Genomic DNA, 17,101 nt, shown 5'->3' with positions numbered 1-17,101 from the left:
GGCCATGTCAGCAGGACTACCCGGTACCGCGGCAGCCCGGGTCGCGGCGGCCTACGCGCGGATCGCGGAGGTGGATCGGCCCGAGGTCTGGATCACGCTGCGTGCACAGCACGAACTCGATTCCGAGGCAACGGAACTGGATCGACGCATCGCCGACGGCGAGGATCTGCCGCTGGCGGGACTACTCCTCGCGGTGAAAGACAACGTCGACGTCGCAGGCCTGCCGACCACGGCCGCCTGCCCCGAATTCGCCTATCCGGCAATCGAAACGGCCGCTGCGGTGGAACGCCTGGTGGCCGCGGGTGCGCTGGTGCTCGGCAAGACCAACCTCGACCAGTTCGCCACCGGCCTGGTCGGCACCCGCAGCCCCTACGGCGCGGTGCGCAACGCGCTCTACCTCGAATTGATTTCCGGCGGTTCGAGTTCCGGCTCGGCGGCCGCCGTCGCTCTCGGCATCGCCGACCTCGCGATCGGCACCGACACCGCGGGCTCCGGCCGGGTACCCGCGGCCCTGCACGGCATCGTCGGCATCAAAGCGAGCCTCGGCGTGATCCCCGCGCACGGCGTCGTCCCCGCGTGCGCCGACTATGACGCGGTCACCGTGTTCGCCGCCGACCTGGACCTGGCCGTCACGGCGGCGAAGATCATGGCGGGCCCCGATGCCCGCGATCCGCGCAGCCGCGCCTGGCCCGCCGATGTGCGCCTGGCAGCGTCAGCCACGCCGAAGGTGGCGATCCCGCGCCCCGAGGACCTCGCCCCACTGAGTGCCCCCTATCGCGCCGCCTTCACCGAAACTGTCGCAGCCCTGCGTGATCAGGGCATCACCGTGCACGAGATCGATATCTCGCCGCTGCTCGACGCCGCCCGCCTGCTCTACGACGGCGCGATCGTCGCCGAGCGATACGCGGCCGTCGGCGAATTCGTCGACAAGGGCGCCGCAGGGCTCGACCCGACCGTCGCCGGAATCATCAGCGCGGCAAAGACTCTCGACGCCCACGCCTTCGTCGCCGACCTGGACACGCTGGCCAAGACCCGCGCCACCGCACTGTTGGCGGGCTACGACGGTCTCCTGCTACCGACGACCACCGAGCATCCCTCGATCGCCGAGGTCACCGCCGACCCGCTCACCATCAACCGCCGTCTCGGCACCTACACCAACTTCTGCAACCTGCTCGACCTCGCCGCCGTCGCCGTCCCCGGCGCGCCCACCGCCGACGGCCTGCCGTTCGGCGTGATGGTGGTCGTCCCCGCCTTCGCCGACCAGCTCGCCGTCGACCTGGCCGCCCGCCTCACCGGCACCCCATCGCCACTAATGGTGGAAACCGGTGTGCCACTGGCGGTTTTCGGCGCGCACCTGCGCGGCCAGCCGCTGCACTGGCAGCTCGAACAGCTCGGCGCCAGGTTCGCGGGCGAGATCACCACCAGCGACGCCTACCGCCTGACCGCGCTCGACACCACGCCGCCGAAGCCGGGCCTGGTACGCCACGGCGACGGCCTCGGCGCACCGATCCGCGGCGAGCTGTTCCTGATCTCCCCCGGCGGACTCGGCCGCTTCCTCGCCGAACTGCCGCCACCGATGGCGCTGACCGGCATCGAGCTGTCCGACGGACGCTCGGTCGTCGGCTTCGCCTGCAGCTACGACGCCGCCGTCGCCGCCACCGACATCACCGGGCACGGGGGCTGGACGGCGTATCTGCGGGATCGCTGACAGGGATGCCCAGCTCGGTGAGCAGGTCCGTCACGCGGCGGCCGATGTCGTCGCGGATGGGCCGCACCAGCTCCAGTTCCAGCCCGGCCGGGTCCTCGATGATCCATTCCACGTAGCGCACGCCGGGCACAAGCGGACAGGTGTCGCCGCAGCCCATCGTGACGATGACGTCCGCGGCACGGATGATCTCGTCGGTCCACGGCTTCGGATACTCACGCGAGATGTCGACGCCCACCTCCGCCATCGCCGCCACCGCGGCCGGATTGAGCTGCTCGCCGGGCACCGACCCGCCCGACCAGGCGACCGCGCGGCTCAGCGCCAGGTCCTCGAAGAAGCCCAGCGCCATCTGCGACCGGCCCGCGTTGTGGGTGCACAGGAACAGCACGATCGGGCGCGGCTTGGCGACCTTGCCTTCGATCTTGGCCAGTGCCTGCAGGCGCTGCCTGCCGAAACGTTCGGCCAGCAGCGGGAGATACAGGGTAACCGTCGCCCTTGCGGCGAAGTCGTCGTAGGAGGAGTGCAGGAAACGATGGATCGTCTCCGGCTCGAACATCGTCGCGAACTCGTCGCGCAGCCGTACCTCGGCACGATCCAGCGCGTCTCGGTGCTCGGCGATTTCGACCACCCCCCAACCCTGACGGCCGATGCCGTCGAACGCAAACGACCGGGCCGGTCACCCCTTGTCGGACCGGCCCGGTCGATGTACCCCATGACACGAATCGGAACGTCTATGGCCCAGTCCTTCGGTGTGGTTACCGTCGGCAGTGCGTCTTCAGCGTCTGGAAGAGCCACCTTCTGGTCTGCACCGCCGGGTCCGACTGATCACCCCTCGAGACCGGTCGGACCCGGTTGTTCCGGTGTCTGCAGAAAGGATGCGATGTCCGTCTCGAGAGGTTCTTAAGAACAACTTGTCGGCACAGGCCGTTTTCTTCGGCGATGATGGAAGGACCGACAAGATGGAGAACGACGATGGAGACTTTGATCGTCTGGGTGCTGGCTAGCCTGCTGTACTGGTTCAGCAACTTCTGACCGATACGACATCGACGGCGCGGAGGCCGAACCGCTTCCGCGCCAATCTATTTCCTGCGGACACGACTCGAGGCAGGTATGCCTTGCGGCGTACCTGCCTCGATGTCTACTACTCGCGGATCAGCCTTCCTGGCCGGCCCGCACCCCTTCCTCGACCCGCTTGCCGAGCTCGGCGTCGACATTGCGCCAGTACTCGAACACCCGGCTCAGCACCGGCTCGCTGACGCCGGCGAGCACGTGGCCGACGATGTTGTCGACCAGGCGTGCGCGGGCGGCGTCGTCGAGTACCTCACGCACCAGCGTGCCCGCCTGGGTGAAGTCGCCGTCCTCGGCGTGCTGGATGTAACCAGCCCGCACCATCGACGGTTCGAACTCCCACAGGCCGCCGTCGCCCGCCTTCGCAGGGTCGGCGTGCGGGCCGCCGTAGGAGTTCGGCGCGTACACCGGCACGTCGGCGGGGTTGTACTGGTACCGCATGGCGCCCTCCTTCGAGTAGGAGTTCACCTCGGCGGCCCTTGCCTGGTTCGGCGGCAGCTGCGCGTAGTTGGTGCCGATCCGGTAGCGGTGCGCGTCGGCGTAGGCGAAGACACGGCCGAGCAGCATCTTGTCCGGCGAGAAACCGATGCCGGGGACGATGTTGGACGGCTCGAACGCGGCCTGCTCGATGTCGACGAAGAAGTTGCCCGGATTGCGGTTCAGCGTCCACTTGCCGACCTCGATCAGCGGATAGTCCCGCTGCGACCACACCTTGGTCAGGTCGAACGGGTTGAAGCGGTAGGCCTCGGCCTCGGCGACCGGCATGATCTGGACCTTCAGCGTCCAGCTCGGGAAGTCGCCGCGCTCGATCGCGTCCCACAGGTCCTTGCGGTGGTAGTCGGGGTCGGTGCCCGCGAGGGTGTCGGCCTCGGCCTGGGTCAGGAACTCGATGCCCTGATCGGTCTTGAAGTGGTACTTCACCCAGAACCGCTCGCCCTCGGCGTTGATCCACTGGTAGGTGTGCGAGCCGAAACCGTCCATGTGGCGGTAGGTCTTGGGCAGGCCACGGTCGCCCATCAACCAGGTCACCTGGTGCGCCGACTCCGGGCGCAGCGTCCAGAAATCCCACTGCATGTTGTGGTCACGCAGGCCGCTGCCGGGCAAGCGCTTCTGCGAGCGGATGAAGTCGGGGAACTTCATCGCGTCCTTGATGAAGAAGACCGGGGTGTTGTTGCCGACGAGGTCGTAGTTGCCGTCCTCGGTGTAGAACTTCACCGCGAAACCGCGCGGGTCACGCCAGGTGTCGGGGCTGCCCTGTTCACCGGCCACGGTCGAGAACCGGACCAGCGATTCGGTGCGCGCGCCCGGCTGGAACAGCGTGGCCTTGGTGTAGCGGCTGACATCGCCGGTCACCACCAGCTCGCCGTAGGCGCCGGAACCCTTGGCGTGCACGATCCGCTCCGGGACCCGCTCGCGGTTGAACTGGGCCAGCTTCTCGATCAGGTAGTGGTCGTGCAGCAGCACCGGTCCCTGGGTTCCGGCTGACAGCGATTCGTCGTCGCTCTCGACGGCACTACCGGTGTTCGTGGTGGTCGGCTTGGTCATTTCGCCTCCTGGTTTCGGCAGTCGGGGCACAACCCCCAGAAGACGACCTCGGCCTCGTCGATCGTGAAGCCGTGATCGTCCGCGGGCTGCAGACAGGGGGCGGCACCGACGACACATTCGGTGTCGACCACCGCCCCACAACTTCGGCACACCAGGTGATGGTGGTTGTCCCCTGTCCGCGTCTCGAACCGGGCCGGTGAGCCCGCCGGTTCGATCCGCCGCAGGATTCCCACTCGCACGCAGGCATTGAGTACGTCGTACACCGCCTGCGTCGACACCGTGCCGAGCGTCGCCCTGGCCACGGCGGCGATCGCCTCCGCATCCGAATGCGGATGCGCGGCAACAGCATTCAGGACAGCTATCCGGGGCGCGGTCACCCGCAAACCCGCATCACGCAACAGTCGGCAGGTGTCCGTCTCCTCGGTGTGCACGCGACCCACTCTCCTCCTTTTCTGGAATTAGTCAAGAAATGGAGAGAATCAAGTACCGTTGCGCGGATCACATCGGGCACACGGAATAGCTCGCCGGACAACTCGGTTGAACACCACTGTCGGCGTCCGAACAGCCCCGGGCCTCACCCCTATGTCGCTACGAGCGACCACTCGCCGAGAGGCGCTTGTGGGGCGTCGACACCCTGACGGGCCGTCCGGAGAGACGGCCCATCGACTCGAACGCCGCCAGGTCTCCCTCATCGACCTGGCGGCGTTTGTCATGTCGCGGCACAGCTCGCGCACCAACGGGCGATGCTCGAGGATGGGGGTATGGCTTCGGAAGCGCGGTTGCGGCGTGAGCTCGGGTTGTGGGACTCGGTGGTGATCGGGCTCGGGGCGATGGTGGGGGCCGGGGTTTTCGCGGCGCTGGGGCCTGCGGCGGGGGTGGCGGGGTCGTGGCTGCTGGTGGCGTTGGGGGTGGCCGCGGTGGTCGCGTATTGCAATGCGATGTCCTCGGCGCGGTTGGCCGCGTTGTATCCGGTGTCGGGTGGGACGTATGTGTACGGGCGGGAGCGGCTGGGGGCGTTCTGGGGATATCTGGCGGGGTGGGGGTTCGTGGTCGGGAAGACGGCGTCGTGTGCGGCGATGGCGTTGACGGTGGGGAGTTACGCGTGGCCGGAGCAGGCGCACGCGGTGGCGGTGGGGGCGGTGGTCGTGGTGACCGGGATCAACTATGTGGGGGTGCAGAAGTCGGCGCTGGCGACGCGGGTGATCGTGGGGCTGGTGCTCGCGGTGCTCGCCGCGGTGGCGGTGGCCGGGTTCGGTGGGAATCGTTCGGCGGCAACGGTTCTCGATGCGGAGATCGGGCCGTACGGGGTGTTGCAGGCGGCGGGACTGCTGTTCTTCGCGTTCGCCGGGTACGCGCGGATCGCCACGCTCGGTGAGGAGGTGCGCGATCCCGGGCGCACGATTCCGCGGGCGATCATGCTCGCGCTGGCGGGGGCGCTGGCGGTGTACACGCTGGTCGCGGTGGCCGCGCTGCTCACGCTGGGTTCCGGTGGACTCGCGGCGGCGCGTGATCCGCTCGCTCGGGTCGTCGAGGCCGCGGGCGCTGGGTGGCTCGCGCCGGTGGTGCGGGCGGGTGCGGTGCTCGCCGCCGCGGGCTCGCTGATGGCGCTGATCCTCGGTGTGTCGCGGACGACGCTGGCCATGGCGCGCGACGGGCATCTGCCTCGTGCGCTCGCGGCGGTGCATCCCCGGTACGCCGTGCCGCATCGGGCGGAGCTCGCGGTAGGCGTCGTCGTCGCGGTACTGGCGGCGACGATGGACCTGCGCACGGCGATCGGGTTCTCCTCGTTCGCGGTGCTCGGCTACTACCTGGTCGCGAATCTGTCGGCGGCCACCCTCACCGCGGCCGAACGCAGGCCGCCGCGCTGGGTTCCGGTGCTCGGGGCGCTCGGGTGCGTCGTCGTCGGGTTCTCGCTGCCCATCGGCTCGGTGCTGGCTGGGCTCGGTGTGCTGGCTTTCGGCGCGGCAGTCTATGTGGTTCGGGGTTTTACGGGTAGATGAACATACCCGCGATTAGGGGATCGGGCGGCCCCGCTTTACGGGTTACGGAACTCGGCGCGGGTTACCCTCGGCCACATGGGGCTGATCAGGGGACTTTTCGCGGGAACGATGGTGGCCACCTTGGGTTCGGCGAGTCTGTTCGCCGGGCCCGCGACCGCTGCCCCTGACACATCGACGACCTGTGCGGTGACCTCGGCACGCGAGCTCGAACGCGCGCGCCCCGAACAGGTCGGCCTCGACTCGGCGAAAGTCGAAGCGGCACTGCGGTTCGCGGCCAGCCGCAACCGGTTGAATGTGCAGGTGTTCCGGCACAACTGCCTGGTCGGGGAAGGGCTACGCAACGACGAGACCGGCGATGTCGCGTGGAACATCTGGAGCGTCACCAAATCGGTGGTGTCGATGATCGCCGGAATCGCCTCCGACCAGGGCAAACTCGCGATCGACGCGCCGATCGACCACTACCTGCCCGCCGGTCTCGGCGACGCGGCGCACCGCTCGATCACGGTGGAGAACCTGCTCACCGAGACCTCCGGCATGAAGACCGGGGTGCTCACCGAAGGCGTCACCGCGGTGATTCCGATCGATCCGAACAGTGCCGTGCAGGCGCTGGCCGTCGAGCTGACCCACCCGCCCGGCACCAAGTTCAGCTACAGCCAGCGCAATGTCGACCTGCTGTCGTACGTGATCGAGCTGGCCGTCGGCGAACCGTTGCAGCAGTTCGCGCAGCGCGAGCTGTTCGACCCGCTCGGCATCGAACGCGGCGACTACTACTGGGCGCGTGACCGTTCCGGCCACACCTACGGCTACGCGCATCTGCTGCTGCCGCCCAACGACCTCGCCAAGCTCGGGCTGCTCGTCGCCAATGACGGCCGCTGGGGCGATTCCCAGCTGCTCTCGTCCGGCTACCTGCGCAAAGCCCGCACACCGTCACCCCAAAACCGCTGCTACGGCTACCTGTTCTGGGTGGGTGCGGGCTGCGCCGAGTCACCGGACTTCCTGCCCGACGACACGTTCTTCATGTCGGGACTCGGCCTGCAGAACGTCTTCTTCTTCCCGAGTCTGGACCTGACGGTGATGTGGACCGGCCCGTTCGGCAACCAGACCAAATACGGCCCTGCCGGGGTGATCGCGCATACCGAGGAACTGCCGCACGAGTTCTTCCGCCGGTTGTTCACCGCCTTCACCGACACGAAAGCGCCCGTCGCGCAGCCGTATGTGGAACCGCCGGTGCAGTTCGATCCGAGTACCCTCGTCGACCGCGACATCCTGCTGGCCGTATTCGGGATCGGCCCCGGCGCCTACCCCGGTTGCTCCGTCTTCAGCTGCCTGAACCAGCCGCTGGCCGCCCCGTTCGCCAGCATTCCGCCGGGGTGCGCGATCCTGGCCTGCGTCGGCGACGATCCGCGCACACCGGGAATCCGTCGTTAGCCGCCGGTGACCGACGCCTCGTCGGCGCGGCCGTGCCGGAATCGGGCCGAGTCCAGGTAGTCCCGATACAGCACCACCTCCCCCGCGCGCACCCGGATCACGTTGATCGCGGAGCGGACCCGGACACGTTCCTCGCCGGGCCGGGTCACCTCCACCTCGGTTTCCACCACGACGACCTCGGGGTCGTCGGTCGCGTAGATCTGCGGATGTATGGCATGCACCTGGGCCGCCGAGGCGGCGGCCGCCCAGCCCTGCCGCAGGGCGTCGCGGATCGCCGTGCGGCCGACGATGCGGCCGGGGACGCCGGGCGGCGCGAACGGCATCTCGAAGACGGCGTCGTCGGCGAAGTCGGCGGTGAAGGCCGCCGCGTCACGGGCGGGGAGAACGGCCATCAACCGCTCGACGAGGTGTACCGGGCTTTCGGTCATCGGAGCATCCCTTCATAACCGGAACGGTGGACCCGCTTATCATCCGGAACCAGCGCCCCGGTTGTCAACGGTCCTCGCTAGACTCGCCACCGTGACCGACGAACCACGCCCGCTGCGCGCCGACGCCCGCCGTAATCGCGAGCTGGTGCTGACCGCGGCGCAGGAAGCCTTTGCCGCCGAGGGACTTTCGGTGCCGATCGATGAGATCGCGCGACGCGCCGGAGTCGGCGCCGGCACGGTGTATCGGCACTTCCCCACCAAGGAAGCGCTCTTCACGGCTGCGATCATCGACCGGGTCGAACGCGCTGCGGCCTATGCGCGCGATCTGGCCGAGGCCGCCGACGCCGGGGCGGCGTTCTTCGAATTCCTGGCCTACCTCGGCCGGGAGAACAGCGTGAAACGCGATCTCGCCGACGCGGTCGGCTCGGATCAGCTGGCTACCCTCGGCGCGTCGGCCGACCTGACCGGCGCCATCGGCACGCTGCTGCGGCGTGCCCAGCGCGACGGCGCGATCAGATCCGATATCGGCGTCGACGATCTGATGCTCATCCTGAAGGCCGGTTTCGGTGCCACCCGCGAGGCCGACGAACGGCAGCGCGACCTCACCTTCGCGGTCATCCTGGACGGACTGCGCCGGGTCGGTTCCTGAGACGAAAAACGGGCCGGCCCATCGGTTGTGATGGGCCAGCCCGTTCTACCGGACTGCTCAGCGGTTGTTGAGGAGCACTTCGGCGATCTGAATGGTGTTGAGCGCGGCACCCTTACGCAGGTTGTCGCCGGAGATGAACAGCGCAAGGCCGCGACCGCTCGGGACGCCCGGATCCTGGCGGATGCGGCCGACCAGGGATTCGTCCTGGCCCGCGGCGGCCAGCGGGGTCGGCACGTCGACCAGGCGCACGCCCGGTGCCTTGGCCAGCAGTTCCTTGGCCTGCAGTACCGAAAGGGGTTCGGCGAACTCGGCGTTGATCGACAGCGAGTGGCCGGTGAAGACCGGCACGCGCACGCAGGTGCCGCTGACCAGCAGGTCGGGCAGGCCGAGGATCTTGCGGCTCTCGTTGCGCAGCTTCTGGTCTTCGTCGGTCTCGCCGGAGCCGTCGTCGACGAGCGAACCCGCGAGCGGGATCACGTCGAACGCGATCGGGGCGACGTACTTGTTCGGCGCGGGGAACTCGACGGCGCTGCCGTCGTGCACCAGCTTCTCAGCGTCGTCGGCCACCGCGCGGATCTGCGAGGCGAGCTCCTCCACACCGGCCAGGCCGGAGCCCGACACCGCCTGGTAGCTCGACACGATCAGGCGCTGCAGGCCAGCCACGTCGTGCAGCGGCTTGAGCACCGGCATCGCGGCCATGGTGGTGCAGTTCGGGTTCGCGATGATGCCCTTGGGCAGGTTGCGGGTGGCCTCGGGGTTGACCTCCGAGACGACCAGCGGCACCTCGGGATCCTTGCGCCACGCCGAGGAGTTGTCGATCACGGTGACACCGGCTGCCGCGAAACGCGGGGCCTGCACGCGCGACATGGTGGCGCCCGCCGAGAACAGCGCGATGTCGAGACCCGACGGATCGGCGGTCTCGGTGTCCTCGACGACGATCTCGCCGCCGCGCCACGGCAGCGTCTTACCGGCCGAGCGCGCGGACGCGAAGAACCGCACCTCGTCGGCCGGGAAGTTGCGCTCCTCGAGCAGCTTGCGCATGACAGCGCCGACCTGACCGGTCGCGCCGACGACTCCTACCCGTACACCCATCGCTTAACGCCCCGTTCCGCCGTGGACGACGGCGGCCTCTTCGCCGCCGAGATCGAAGGCCTTGTGCAGGACCTGCACTGCCTCGTCGAGTTCGGTGTCGCGCACCAGTACCGAGATCCGGATCTCCGAGGTGGAGATCAGGTCGATGTTCACGCCCGCGTTGGCCAGCGCCTCACAGAAGGTGGCGGTGACGCCGGGGTGCGACTTCATGCCGGCACCGACCAGGGAGACCTTGCCGATGTGGTCGTCGTAGAGGACCTGCGCGAAGCCGATCTCGTCCTGGCGCTTGGTCAGCATCTCGACCGCGCGGGCACCGTCGGTCTTGGGCAGGGTGAAGGTGATGTCGGTCTTGCCCGTGTCGACCTTGGAGATGTTCTGCAGCACCATGTCGATGTTGATCTCGGCGTCGGCGACCGCACGGAACACCTTGGCCGCGTAGCCCGGCTCGTCCGGCAGGGCGACGACGGTCACCTTGGCCTCGCTGCGGTCGTGCGCGACGCCGGTCAGGATTGCCTGCTCCACGGGAATGTCCTCCATCGATCCGAAAACAGTGGTGCCGATCTTGTCGGTGTAGGACGACCGAACATGAACGGGAACGTTGTAGCGGCGCGCGTACTCGACGCAGCGCAGCATCAGCACCTTCGAGCCACAGGCCGCCATCTCCAGCATCTCCTCGTAGGAGATGTTGTCGAGCTTCTGCGCGTCACCGACGATGCGCGGGTCGGCGCTGAAGATGCCGTCGACGTCGGTGTAGATCTCGCAGACATCGGCCTTCAGCGCGGCGGCCAGCGCGACGGCGGTGGTGTCGGAACCGCCGCGGCCAAGTGTGGTGACGTCCTTACTGTCCTGGCTGACGCCCTGGAAGCCGGCGACGAGCACGATCTGCCCCTCGGCCAGCGCCTCCTGCAGGCGGCCAGGGGTGACGTCGATGATCTTGGCGTTGCCGTGCGCGCCGGTGGTGATCACACCGGCCTGCGAACCGGTGAACGAGCGCGCCTCGGCACCGAGCGAATGAATCGCCATGGCCACCAGCGCGTTCGAGATGCGCTCACCGGAGGTGAGCAGCATGTCCATCTCGCGAGCAGGCGGCGCGGGCGCCACCTGCTCCGCGAGATCGAGCAGTTCGTCGGTCGTGTCACCCATGGCCGAGCAGACCACGACGACGTCGTGGCCCTGCTTCTTGGTCTCCACGATCCGTTCAGCGACGCGCCGGATCCGCTCGGCGGTGGCCACCGAGGATCCTCCGTACTTCTGAACAACGAGAGCCACGGCTAGGTCCTTCACGATCGACAATCAGGCTTGGTATCAGCGACCTAGACTACCGGCCCAGGTCCACCGGTTTAGCCGCTACCTCCCCAGCCTGTGGAAAACGACACAGGCTTGTCACCTGTGGATAGCCACGGAAATCAGGCCAGGGAGAACCAGGTGACCTGCGTGCCGTTGTCGAATTCCTTGCGCTGCACCGGCGTGAAGGATGTCGGTTTGAAGACGCCGGTGAAGGCCGGGACGCCGTCGCCCGCGATCACCGGGTAGCTCTTGACGATCATCTCGTCGATCTCGTCGATGAGCTGAGCGGCCAGCTTCCCGCCGCCACACAGCCAGATGTCGAGGCCGTCCCGCTGCTTGAGTTCGCGCACCAGTTCGGCGGGATCGCCGGAGACGATCTCGACGTTCGGGTCGTCGACCGGCGCCAGCGACGACGAGAAGACGTACTGCTTCAGGTGCGGGAACGGGCTGACGATTCCCGCTTCGTAGGCCGGGTCGTAGGTGCCGCGGCCCATCACCACGGTGTCCCAGTTCTTGTTCGGTGTGTCGACGTCGATGCCGAAGTGCGGACGGAGGTGGGCGGGGACGGCTTCGGGGAATTCGCCGTTGAGCCAGCCGGAGTACTCCGGCGGGGTCGGGTAGAAGTCGTACTCCCCGCCGGGACCCGCGATGTAGCCGTCGAGCGAGACACCGATGTAGTAGACAAGCTTTCGCATGGGTACCGCCTAGGTTGTTGTACTCTGAATGAAGTGGTTTGAACGTAGTACTACAGACGGAGTGGTGTCAAGTGCGAACTAATCCCGAACGACGGCAGGCGCTGCTCGACGCGGCGATCGAGGTGCTGGCAGGCGAGGGCGCCCGCGGTCTCACCTTCCGCGCCGTGGACAAACAGGCGGGGGTGCCCGTCGGCACCGCGTCCAACTACTTCACCAGCCGCGACGAGCTGCTCACCCAGGCGGGAACGCGGTTCTACGAGGTGGTCCAGCCGACCGAGGAGACGATGGCGCTGGTCAGCGAGGGCCCGAAGACGGTCGAGAACATCAAGGGGCTGATGAAGGAGGTCGTCAGCAGGCTCGAATCGCACCGCACCGCCTACCTCGCGCTGCTCGAATTGCGGCTGGAAGCCACCCGGCGCCCCGAGCTGCGCGAGGTGCTCACCGAGCGGGTCCGCGCCGATATCGACTTCAACGTCCGCAACCACCTGGCTTCCGGCCAGCCGGGCGACGAGGCGTCGGTACTCCTGCTGTATCTGGCGCTGAACTGGCTGATCGTCGAACACCTCACACTGCCCGGAATTTTCACCGAGCAACAGAGCATGGAACTGATAGAAACCGCCGTCGAGCGGGCAATACGCGGCTGACCCGGTCATTTGTCCAGACCATAGACGTGTTGACGATCACTGGTACAACTGTGCACAATCGGGCGCGAAGACAGCGGGGGTTCGGAGGATAGACAAAGATGCGCTCGAAGATCGACATCCGATTCACCGTCGATGCCCCCATCGATCAGGTCATGGATGCCCTACTCGCCGTCGATCGACTGGCGGAGTGGTCCCCGTCCTTCAGCGACGTGCGCATCGGTCCCCTAGATCCAAACGGCAGGCCACGCCGGGTGTTCGTGACCGCGCACATCATGGGCGACTCGGACTCGCAGGTCCTCGAATACACCTGGGAACCCCACCGGGTGTCCTGGGAGGTCGTCGACAGCAGCCGCGGCTCGAAAGGCGGCGGCTCGTACGAGCTGTTCGAGGGCCCGGAGGGCACCGAGGTCGACCTCCACGTCGAATTCCGGTACCCGCTGCCCATCCCCGGCCTGCTGTTCAACCGGAATCTCCGCAAGGAGCACCAGCAGGGTGTGGACAACTTCATCGACTTCGCCGAGCAGTTCCCCCCTGTCGAGGGCTACGCCATCGGCTAGTTGCGCCGACGGCGAAAGCGATCGCTCGTTCCGCGCGGACCACGAGTCCGGGTGCGACGATGAGCGGCATGATCGGTACTCGACGGGTTCGGTTCCAGCAGGTGGCCGAAGGCGCCTCGGTAACCCAGCTCGAACTGTTCTTCGACCTCGTGATCGTCTTCGCCTTCACGATGGTCACCGCGCTGGCCGCCGACAACCCCACCCCGACCAATGTGGTCCGCGCCGCGCTGGTCCTGGCGCTGATGTGGTGGCTGTGGATCGCCTATTCCTGGCTCGGAAATGTCGTGCGGGCCGACGAGGGCGCGGCCAGGGTGGCGATGTTCGTCGCGATGGGCGGGGCGTTCATCGCGGCACTGACCATTCCCGAGGCGTTCGAGGACCTGAGCGGCGGGTGGTTCGGTCCGCTGGTCTTCGCCATCGCCTACCTGGTGGTGCGGCTGGTGCACGTCTCGATCTTCTGGGTGATCAGCGCCGGGGACTCCCAGTTGCGCGGGCAGGTGCTGCGCTGGGCGCTCGGCTCGATCACCCTCGGCACCGCCCTGCTCGTCGTCGCCGCGATGACCGACGGCCTCACCCAGATCGTGCTGTGGCTCGCCGCGATCGTCGGCGACATGGTCTGGACCTGGTTCGCGGGCACCGACTGGCGGATCAACTCGGCCTCGCATTTCGCCGAGCGCTACGGCCTGATCGTCATCATCGCCCTCGGTGAGTCCATCGTCTCGATCGGCATCGGGGTCGCCGGGCTGCCGATCTCGTGGCCGATCGCGCTCGGCTCGATGCTCGGGCTCGCGGTGTCGGGCCTGCTGTGGTGGCTGTATTTCGACGTCGCGGCCATCTCGATCGAGCACGCCTTCGCCCATGCTCGGGGCGCGCACCAGATCAAGATCGCGCAGCGCAGCTACACCTACGGGCATTTCCCGATGATCGCCGGCGTCATCGCGCTCTCGCTCGGGTTGAAGAAGGTGCTGTACTACGTGGGCGACGCCTCGACCCACAAGCTGACCGACGCGCTGCACGGCATTCCGCTCGCCGCGCTCTTCGTCGGGCCCGCGCTGTTCCTGCTCGGCGTCGTCGCGGCGAAGTACTACGCGACCAAGTCGGTGTCGATCGCCAGGGTGGTCACCGCGGTGGTGCTGGTCGCGCTGATCCCGCTGGCGACGAATCTGCCCGCGCTGGCCGCACTAGCGGTGCTCTGCGCGGTGCTGGCCTTGCTGGTGATCTTCGAGACCGTCCGCTACGCCGAGCCGCGCGACGAGATCAGACACGCTTGACCTGGGAGAGGTGGTGGCGCACGCCGTGCTCGGTTGGCGTCGCCCCTCGATGCGACGGCGGCACCCGCACGCCCGCGCGGACCGCGTCGTTGATCTGGTCCAGGTTCTCCCGCAGCATGTCGGCGACGAGTTCGTCGGTGCGCGGATCGTCGAGCAGCTGGCGCAGCATCCGGTACACGGTGTCGGCGACCAGCCGGATGATGTCGTCGTGGAACGGGACGTAGCGCAGCTTGCCGGTCTGCGGATCGTTCTTGATCAGGTCGACGATCATCTGGTCGACCTCGGCGTGGTTCTCCTCCAGCGCCGCGGCGATGTTCTTGGTGTAGTGGCCGGCGCGCAGAACCTTGGACACCTCGTCGAGGATCGCGATGGTCATCGGGCGCTTGATGACGTCGACGATGGTGCCGACGAACCGGTTCACGATCGTCGCGGTGACCCGCTCACCGAGTGCCCGGTCGGCGACCCGGCCGAGCCGGATCAGGATCACCACGATCCGCAGCAACCGGAAGCTGCGGAAGATCGGGCTGGTCACCGGGATCATGCCGAGGACTTCGTACCAGTAGATGAACGGGAACGACCACGGCCAGCCCGCGCGCCGCCAGCGCCACAGGAACTCGATCAGGAAGATCGCGCAGATCGTCCAGTCGGTGATCACGATCGCGCGATAGGTCGCGTCCGAGACCGGGAAGAAGGTGATCCACACGACCAGGACCACCGAGATGATCGCCAGCACCAGCATGAACAGATCGGTGCGTAGCGACGGAGTCTTGGAGCGCACGTCCGGCAGAGTCTCCAGCTGCTGGCGCCGCGTGTCCGGGGCCTCGTAACGTGAACGGGCCTCCTCGAGCTCGGCCGGTCGTGGGCGCCAGGTGTTGTGCACGTCTCGATTCTGTCCGACTTCGCCGGTCAGCCGCGCAGGATCGCCGCGATATTGCGTTCGGCCAGCGCGGAGATGGTCAGCGACGGGTTGACCGTCGCGGTGCTGCCCGGGATCGCCGCGCCGTCCATCACGTAGAGGCCGGGGTGCCCGTGCACGCGGCCGAAGGCATCGGTGGCCTTGCCGAGCACGGCGCCGCCGAGCGGGTGCGCGGTGAACTGGGCATTCGCGTCGTAGCCGAGGGCGCCGTATTCGGTGATGGCCCCCGCGCGTTCGGCGATCCGGTGGTCGACCGCGCGGGCCGCGCCCGCGACGGCTTCCTGGGCGCCCGCCGACCAGCTCAGCCCGGCCTTGCCCGTCGCGGCGTTGTAGCCGAAGCGGGTCCTTGTCGAATCGAGCACCATGCCGAGCGAGGCCAGCGCGCCGGTCTCGAACGGGATGCCGGGGATGTACCAGTTCTCCAGGGTCAGCGGGACGGTCGACCCGTCGTAGATCCGGCTGGCGCTCGGCACGCCCTGGCCTTGGCCTGCCACACTGCTCGCACCGCGGGCGAGCGCCACGTCACCATTGGTGCCCCAGCCGTCGCCGATGTGCTCGTTGAGGTTGGGCAGCGCACCGGTCGCCTGGGCACGGACAAGCAGCTCGGATGTGCCGATGGAACCGGCACCGAGGAACAGCTGGTCGCAGGTCAGCGTGCGGGAGCCGAGGAACTGACCGGACGGCGCCAGTTTCGTCACGGTGACCACGAACTTGCCGCTCGCCTCCTGGGCGATGCTGTCGACCCGGTGGCCTGGATACACCTGGGACTTGCCGGTCTGGGCGGCGTAGCGCAGGTAGTTCTGGTTCAGGTCGAACTTGGCGCCGTTGGAATTGCCCAGGTTGGAGCGGGCGGCGGTGGCCGAGGCGCGGGAGGTGCCGGCGAGCTCGCTGCGCAGCACGTCCCAGGTGAAGATCGAGTCGTTGGGCAGCGGCTGGTAACCGGCAGCGCGCACCTGGTCGTCCCAGGCGCGCGAATGCGCGAACGGCGAGGCGTGGTAGATGTCGGCGGGCATCGGGTCGAGACGCAGCATCTCGCGCACCCGCGGGTAGTAGACGCGCTCGAGCTCGCCGTAGTCGACGACGCCGCCGAAGACGTGGTCGAACAGCTTGCGCTCGGGCGCGATCATCGCGCCACTGAAGATCACCGAGCCGCCGCCGACCGCGGCCGCGCGCCACACATCGATCCCCGGATACTCGGTGACGTCGAGAACGCCGCCGAACGTGCCGAAACTCATCGGCACCTTGTTGACGCCGGTGAAGCTCGTGCGGTGCCAGAAGCCGCGGCCGTCGGGCAGGTCGTCGCCGGTGAAGATCTCGCGCCACGGGTCGTTGGGCCAGCGTGAGCCGCGCTCGAGCACGGTGTTGGCGATCCCGGCCTCGGCCAGCCGCAACGCGGTGACAGCGGCGCCGAAACCGGAGCCGATGACGATCGCCTGCGTATGCGCCGGTGCGTCCGGGATCGGTGCGAAGATCTCCGGCACCCAGGACCGGAACATCGCTTCCCGCGGATCAGCCGTCGCCACCGGGTTCGTCAGCGTCGCCCCCACGGCACCGGCAAACGTCGCCAGTCCCGCCGCCTTGAAAAAGGCACGTCTGTGCACCAGGCCACCTCCCTCATCACGCATGGCCGAGCGCAGGATACCGCGTGAAACCGACAAATCGCCCCGTCAGTGCGTCATTTTGTCGAATCTCACGAATGCGCCCCACCCCGCACGACCCGACCCCTAGGAGGGTCCGCCGCGCAGCGGCGGTCGCGGCCGTCCCCCCCGGCGGGGCGCCGGGGGCGGGGGGCGCCCGCAGCAGCCCCCCGGGCGGG

Annotated in this window: 16 protein-coding genes; 7 read left to right on the top strand and 9 right to left on the bottom strand. The window is 67.9% G+C overall.

The window, feature by feature from the left end:
- Positions 1 to 4 precede the first annotated feature (4 nt).
- Complete coding sequence (gene atzF, locus ACWF82_RS31150; protein WP_452507006.1) at positions 5 to 1,708, top strand: allophanate hydrolase; 1,704 nt, start codon at positions 5 to 7, stop codon at positions 1,706 to 1,708.
- On the opposite strand, the gene ACWF82_RS31145 is transcribed toward atzF, so the two are convergent.
- From ACWF82_RS31145 to ACWF82_RS31135, 3 genes are all read right to left on the bottom strand, one after another.
- Positions 1,665 to 2,333, bottom strand: coding sequence for an arsenate reductase ArsC (locus ACWF82_RS31145; RefSeq protein ID WP_452507004.1), 669 nt, complete (start codon positions 2,331 to 2,333; stop codon positions 1,665 to 1,667). The genes atzF and ACWF82_RS31145 overlap by 44 nt on opposite strands.
- Before the next feature lie 524 nt (positions 2,334 to 2,857).
- Positions 2,858 to 4,318: a catalase gene (locus ACWF82_RS31140; RefSeq protein WP_452507003.1), complete on the bottom strand. Its 1,461-nt coding sequence runs from the start codon at positions 4,316 to 4,318 to the stop codon at positions 2,858 to 2,860.
- Positions 4,315 to 4,749, bottom strand: a complete 435-nt coding sequence (locus tag ACWF82_RS31135; protein WP_452507031.1) for a Fur family transcriptional regulator — start codon at positions 4,747 to 4,749, stop codon at positions 4,315 to 4,317. The genes ACWF82_RS31140 and ACWF82_RS31135 overlap by 4 nt, the downstream gene beginning before the upstream one ends.
- A gap of 330 nt (positions 4,750 to 5,079) precedes the next feature.
- Between ACWF82_RS31135 and ACWF82_RS31130 the strand changes: the two genes are divergently transcribed.
- Entirely contained in the window at positions 5,080 to 6,318 is a 1,239-nt protein-coding gene (locus ACWF82_RS31130) for an APC family permease (RefSeq protein ID WP_452507001.1), read from the top strand.
- A 75-nt stretch (positions 6,319 to 6,393) separates the two neighbouring features.
- Positions 6,394 to 7,746: a serine hydrolase domain-containing protein gene (locus tag ACWF82_RS31125; RefSeq protein ID WP_452506999.1), complete on the top strand. Its 1,353-nt coding sequence runs from the start codon at positions 6,394 to 6,396 to the stop codon at positions 7,744 to 7,746.
- Here ACWF82_RS31125 and ACWF82_RS31120 read toward each other — a convergent pair.
- Entirely contained in the window at positions 7,743 to 8,174 is a 432-nt protein-coding gene (locus ACWF82_RS31120) for a nuclear transport factor 2 family protein (protein ID WP_452506997.1), read from the bottom strand. The genes ACWF82_RS31125 and ACWF82_RS31120 overlap by 4 nt on opposite strands.
- 91 nt (positions 8,175 to 8,265) lie before the next feature.
- Between ACWF82_RS31120 and ACWF82_RS31115 the strand changes: the two genes are divergently transcribed.
- Positions 8,266 to 8,823: a TetR/AcrR family transcriptional regulator gene (locus ACWF82_RS31115; protein WP_452506995.1), complete on the top strand. Its 558-nt coding sequence runs from the start codon at positions 8,266 to 8,268 to the stop codon at positions 8,821 to 8,823.
- Between the two features lie 57 nt (positions 8,824 to 8,880).
- Here ACWF82_RS31115 and ACWF82_RS31110 read toward each other — a convergent pair whose 3' ends face one another.
- The 3 genes from ACWF82_RS31110 to ACWF82_RS31100 all read right to left on the bottom strand — a co-directional run bounded on the left by ACWF82_RS31110 (position 8,881) and on the right by ACWF82_RS31100 (position 11,897).
- The gene (locus ACWF82_RS31110; RefSeq protein ID WP_452506993.1) at positions 8,881 to 9,915 is read right to left on the bottom strand and encodes an aspartate-semialdehyde dehydrogenase; all 1,035 of its coding nucleotides are present in this window, start codon (positions 9,913 to 9,915) and stop codon (positions 8,881 to 8,883) included.
- 3 nt (positions 9,916 to 9,918) lie between these two features.
- On the bottom strand, positions 9,919 to 11,184 hold the full coding sequence (locus ACWF82_RS31105) for an aspartate kinase (RefSeq protein WP_379081917.1): 1,266 nt from the start codon (positions 11,182 to 11,184) through the stop codon (positions 9,919 to 9,921).
- Between the two features lie 137 nt (positions 11,185 to 11,321).
- Positions 11,322 to 11,897 (bottom strand): dihydrofolate reductase family protein, encoded by a 576-nt coding sequence (locus ACWF82_RS31100; RefSeq protein WP_452506991.1) that lies wholly within the window; start codon positions 11,895 to 11,897, stop codon positions 11,322 to 11,324.
- Between the two features lie 71 nt (positions 11,898 to 11,968).
- Here ACWF82_RS31100 and ACWF82_RS31095 point away from each other — a divergent pair, with 71 nt between their 5' ends.
- The 3 genes from ACWF82_RS31095 to ACWF82_RS31085 all read left to right on the top strand — a co-directional run bounded on the left by ACWF82_RS31095 (position 11,969) and on the right by ACWF82_RS31085 (position 14,369).
- Positions 11,969 to 12,541 (top strand): TetR/AcrR family transcriptional regulator, encoded by a 573-nt coding sequence (locus ACWF82_RS31095; protein ID WP_452506989.1) that lies wholly within the window; start codon positions 11,969 to 11,971, stop codon positions 12,539 to 12,541.
- 98 nt (positions 12,542 to 12,639) lie between these two features.
- Positions 12,640 to 13,098 (top strand): SRPBCC family protein, encoded by a 459-nt coding sequence (locus ACWF82_RS31090; RefSeq protein WP_452506987.1) that lies wholly within the window; start codon positions 12,640 to 12,642, stop codon positions 13,096 to 13,098.
- A 68-nt stretch (positions 13,099 to 13,166) separates the two neighbouring features.
- Positions 13,167 to 14,369 carry a low temperature requirement protein A gene (locus ACWF82_RS31085; RefSeq protein WP_452507030.1) on the top strand — a complete coding sequence of 401 codons (1,203 nt, stop codon included), beginning with the start codon at positions 13,167 to 13,169 and terminating at the stop codon, positions 14,367 to 14,369.
- Here the strand turns inward: ACWF82_RS31085 and ACWF82_RS31080 are convergent.
- Together ACWF82_RS31080 and ACWF82_RS31075 are read right to left on the bottom strand one after the other, a co-directional pair.
- Positions 14,356 to 15,249 (bottom strand): ion transporter, encoded by an 894-nt coding sequence (locus tag ACWF82_RS31080; protein ID WP_452506985.1) that lies wholly within the window; start codon positions 15,247 to 15,249, stop codon positions 14,356 to 14,358. The genes ACWF82_RS31085 and ACWF82_RS31080 overlap by 14 nt on opposite strands.
- 26 nt (positions 15,250 to 15,275) lie before the next feature.
- Positions 15,276 to 16,910 (bottom strand): GMC oxidoreductase, encoded by a 1,635-nt coding sequence (locus ACWF82_RS31075; protein ID WP_452506983.1) that lies wholly within the window; start codon positions 16,908 to 16,910, stop codon positions 15,276 to 15,278.
- Between the last annotated feature and the right edge of the window lie 191 nt (positions 16,911 to 17,101).

This window comes from Nocardia sp. NPDC055053, assembly GCF_053608285.1.
Note: the sequence above shows the minus strand (reverse complement) of the source record. Positions and strands in the feature narration are given on the sequence as shown.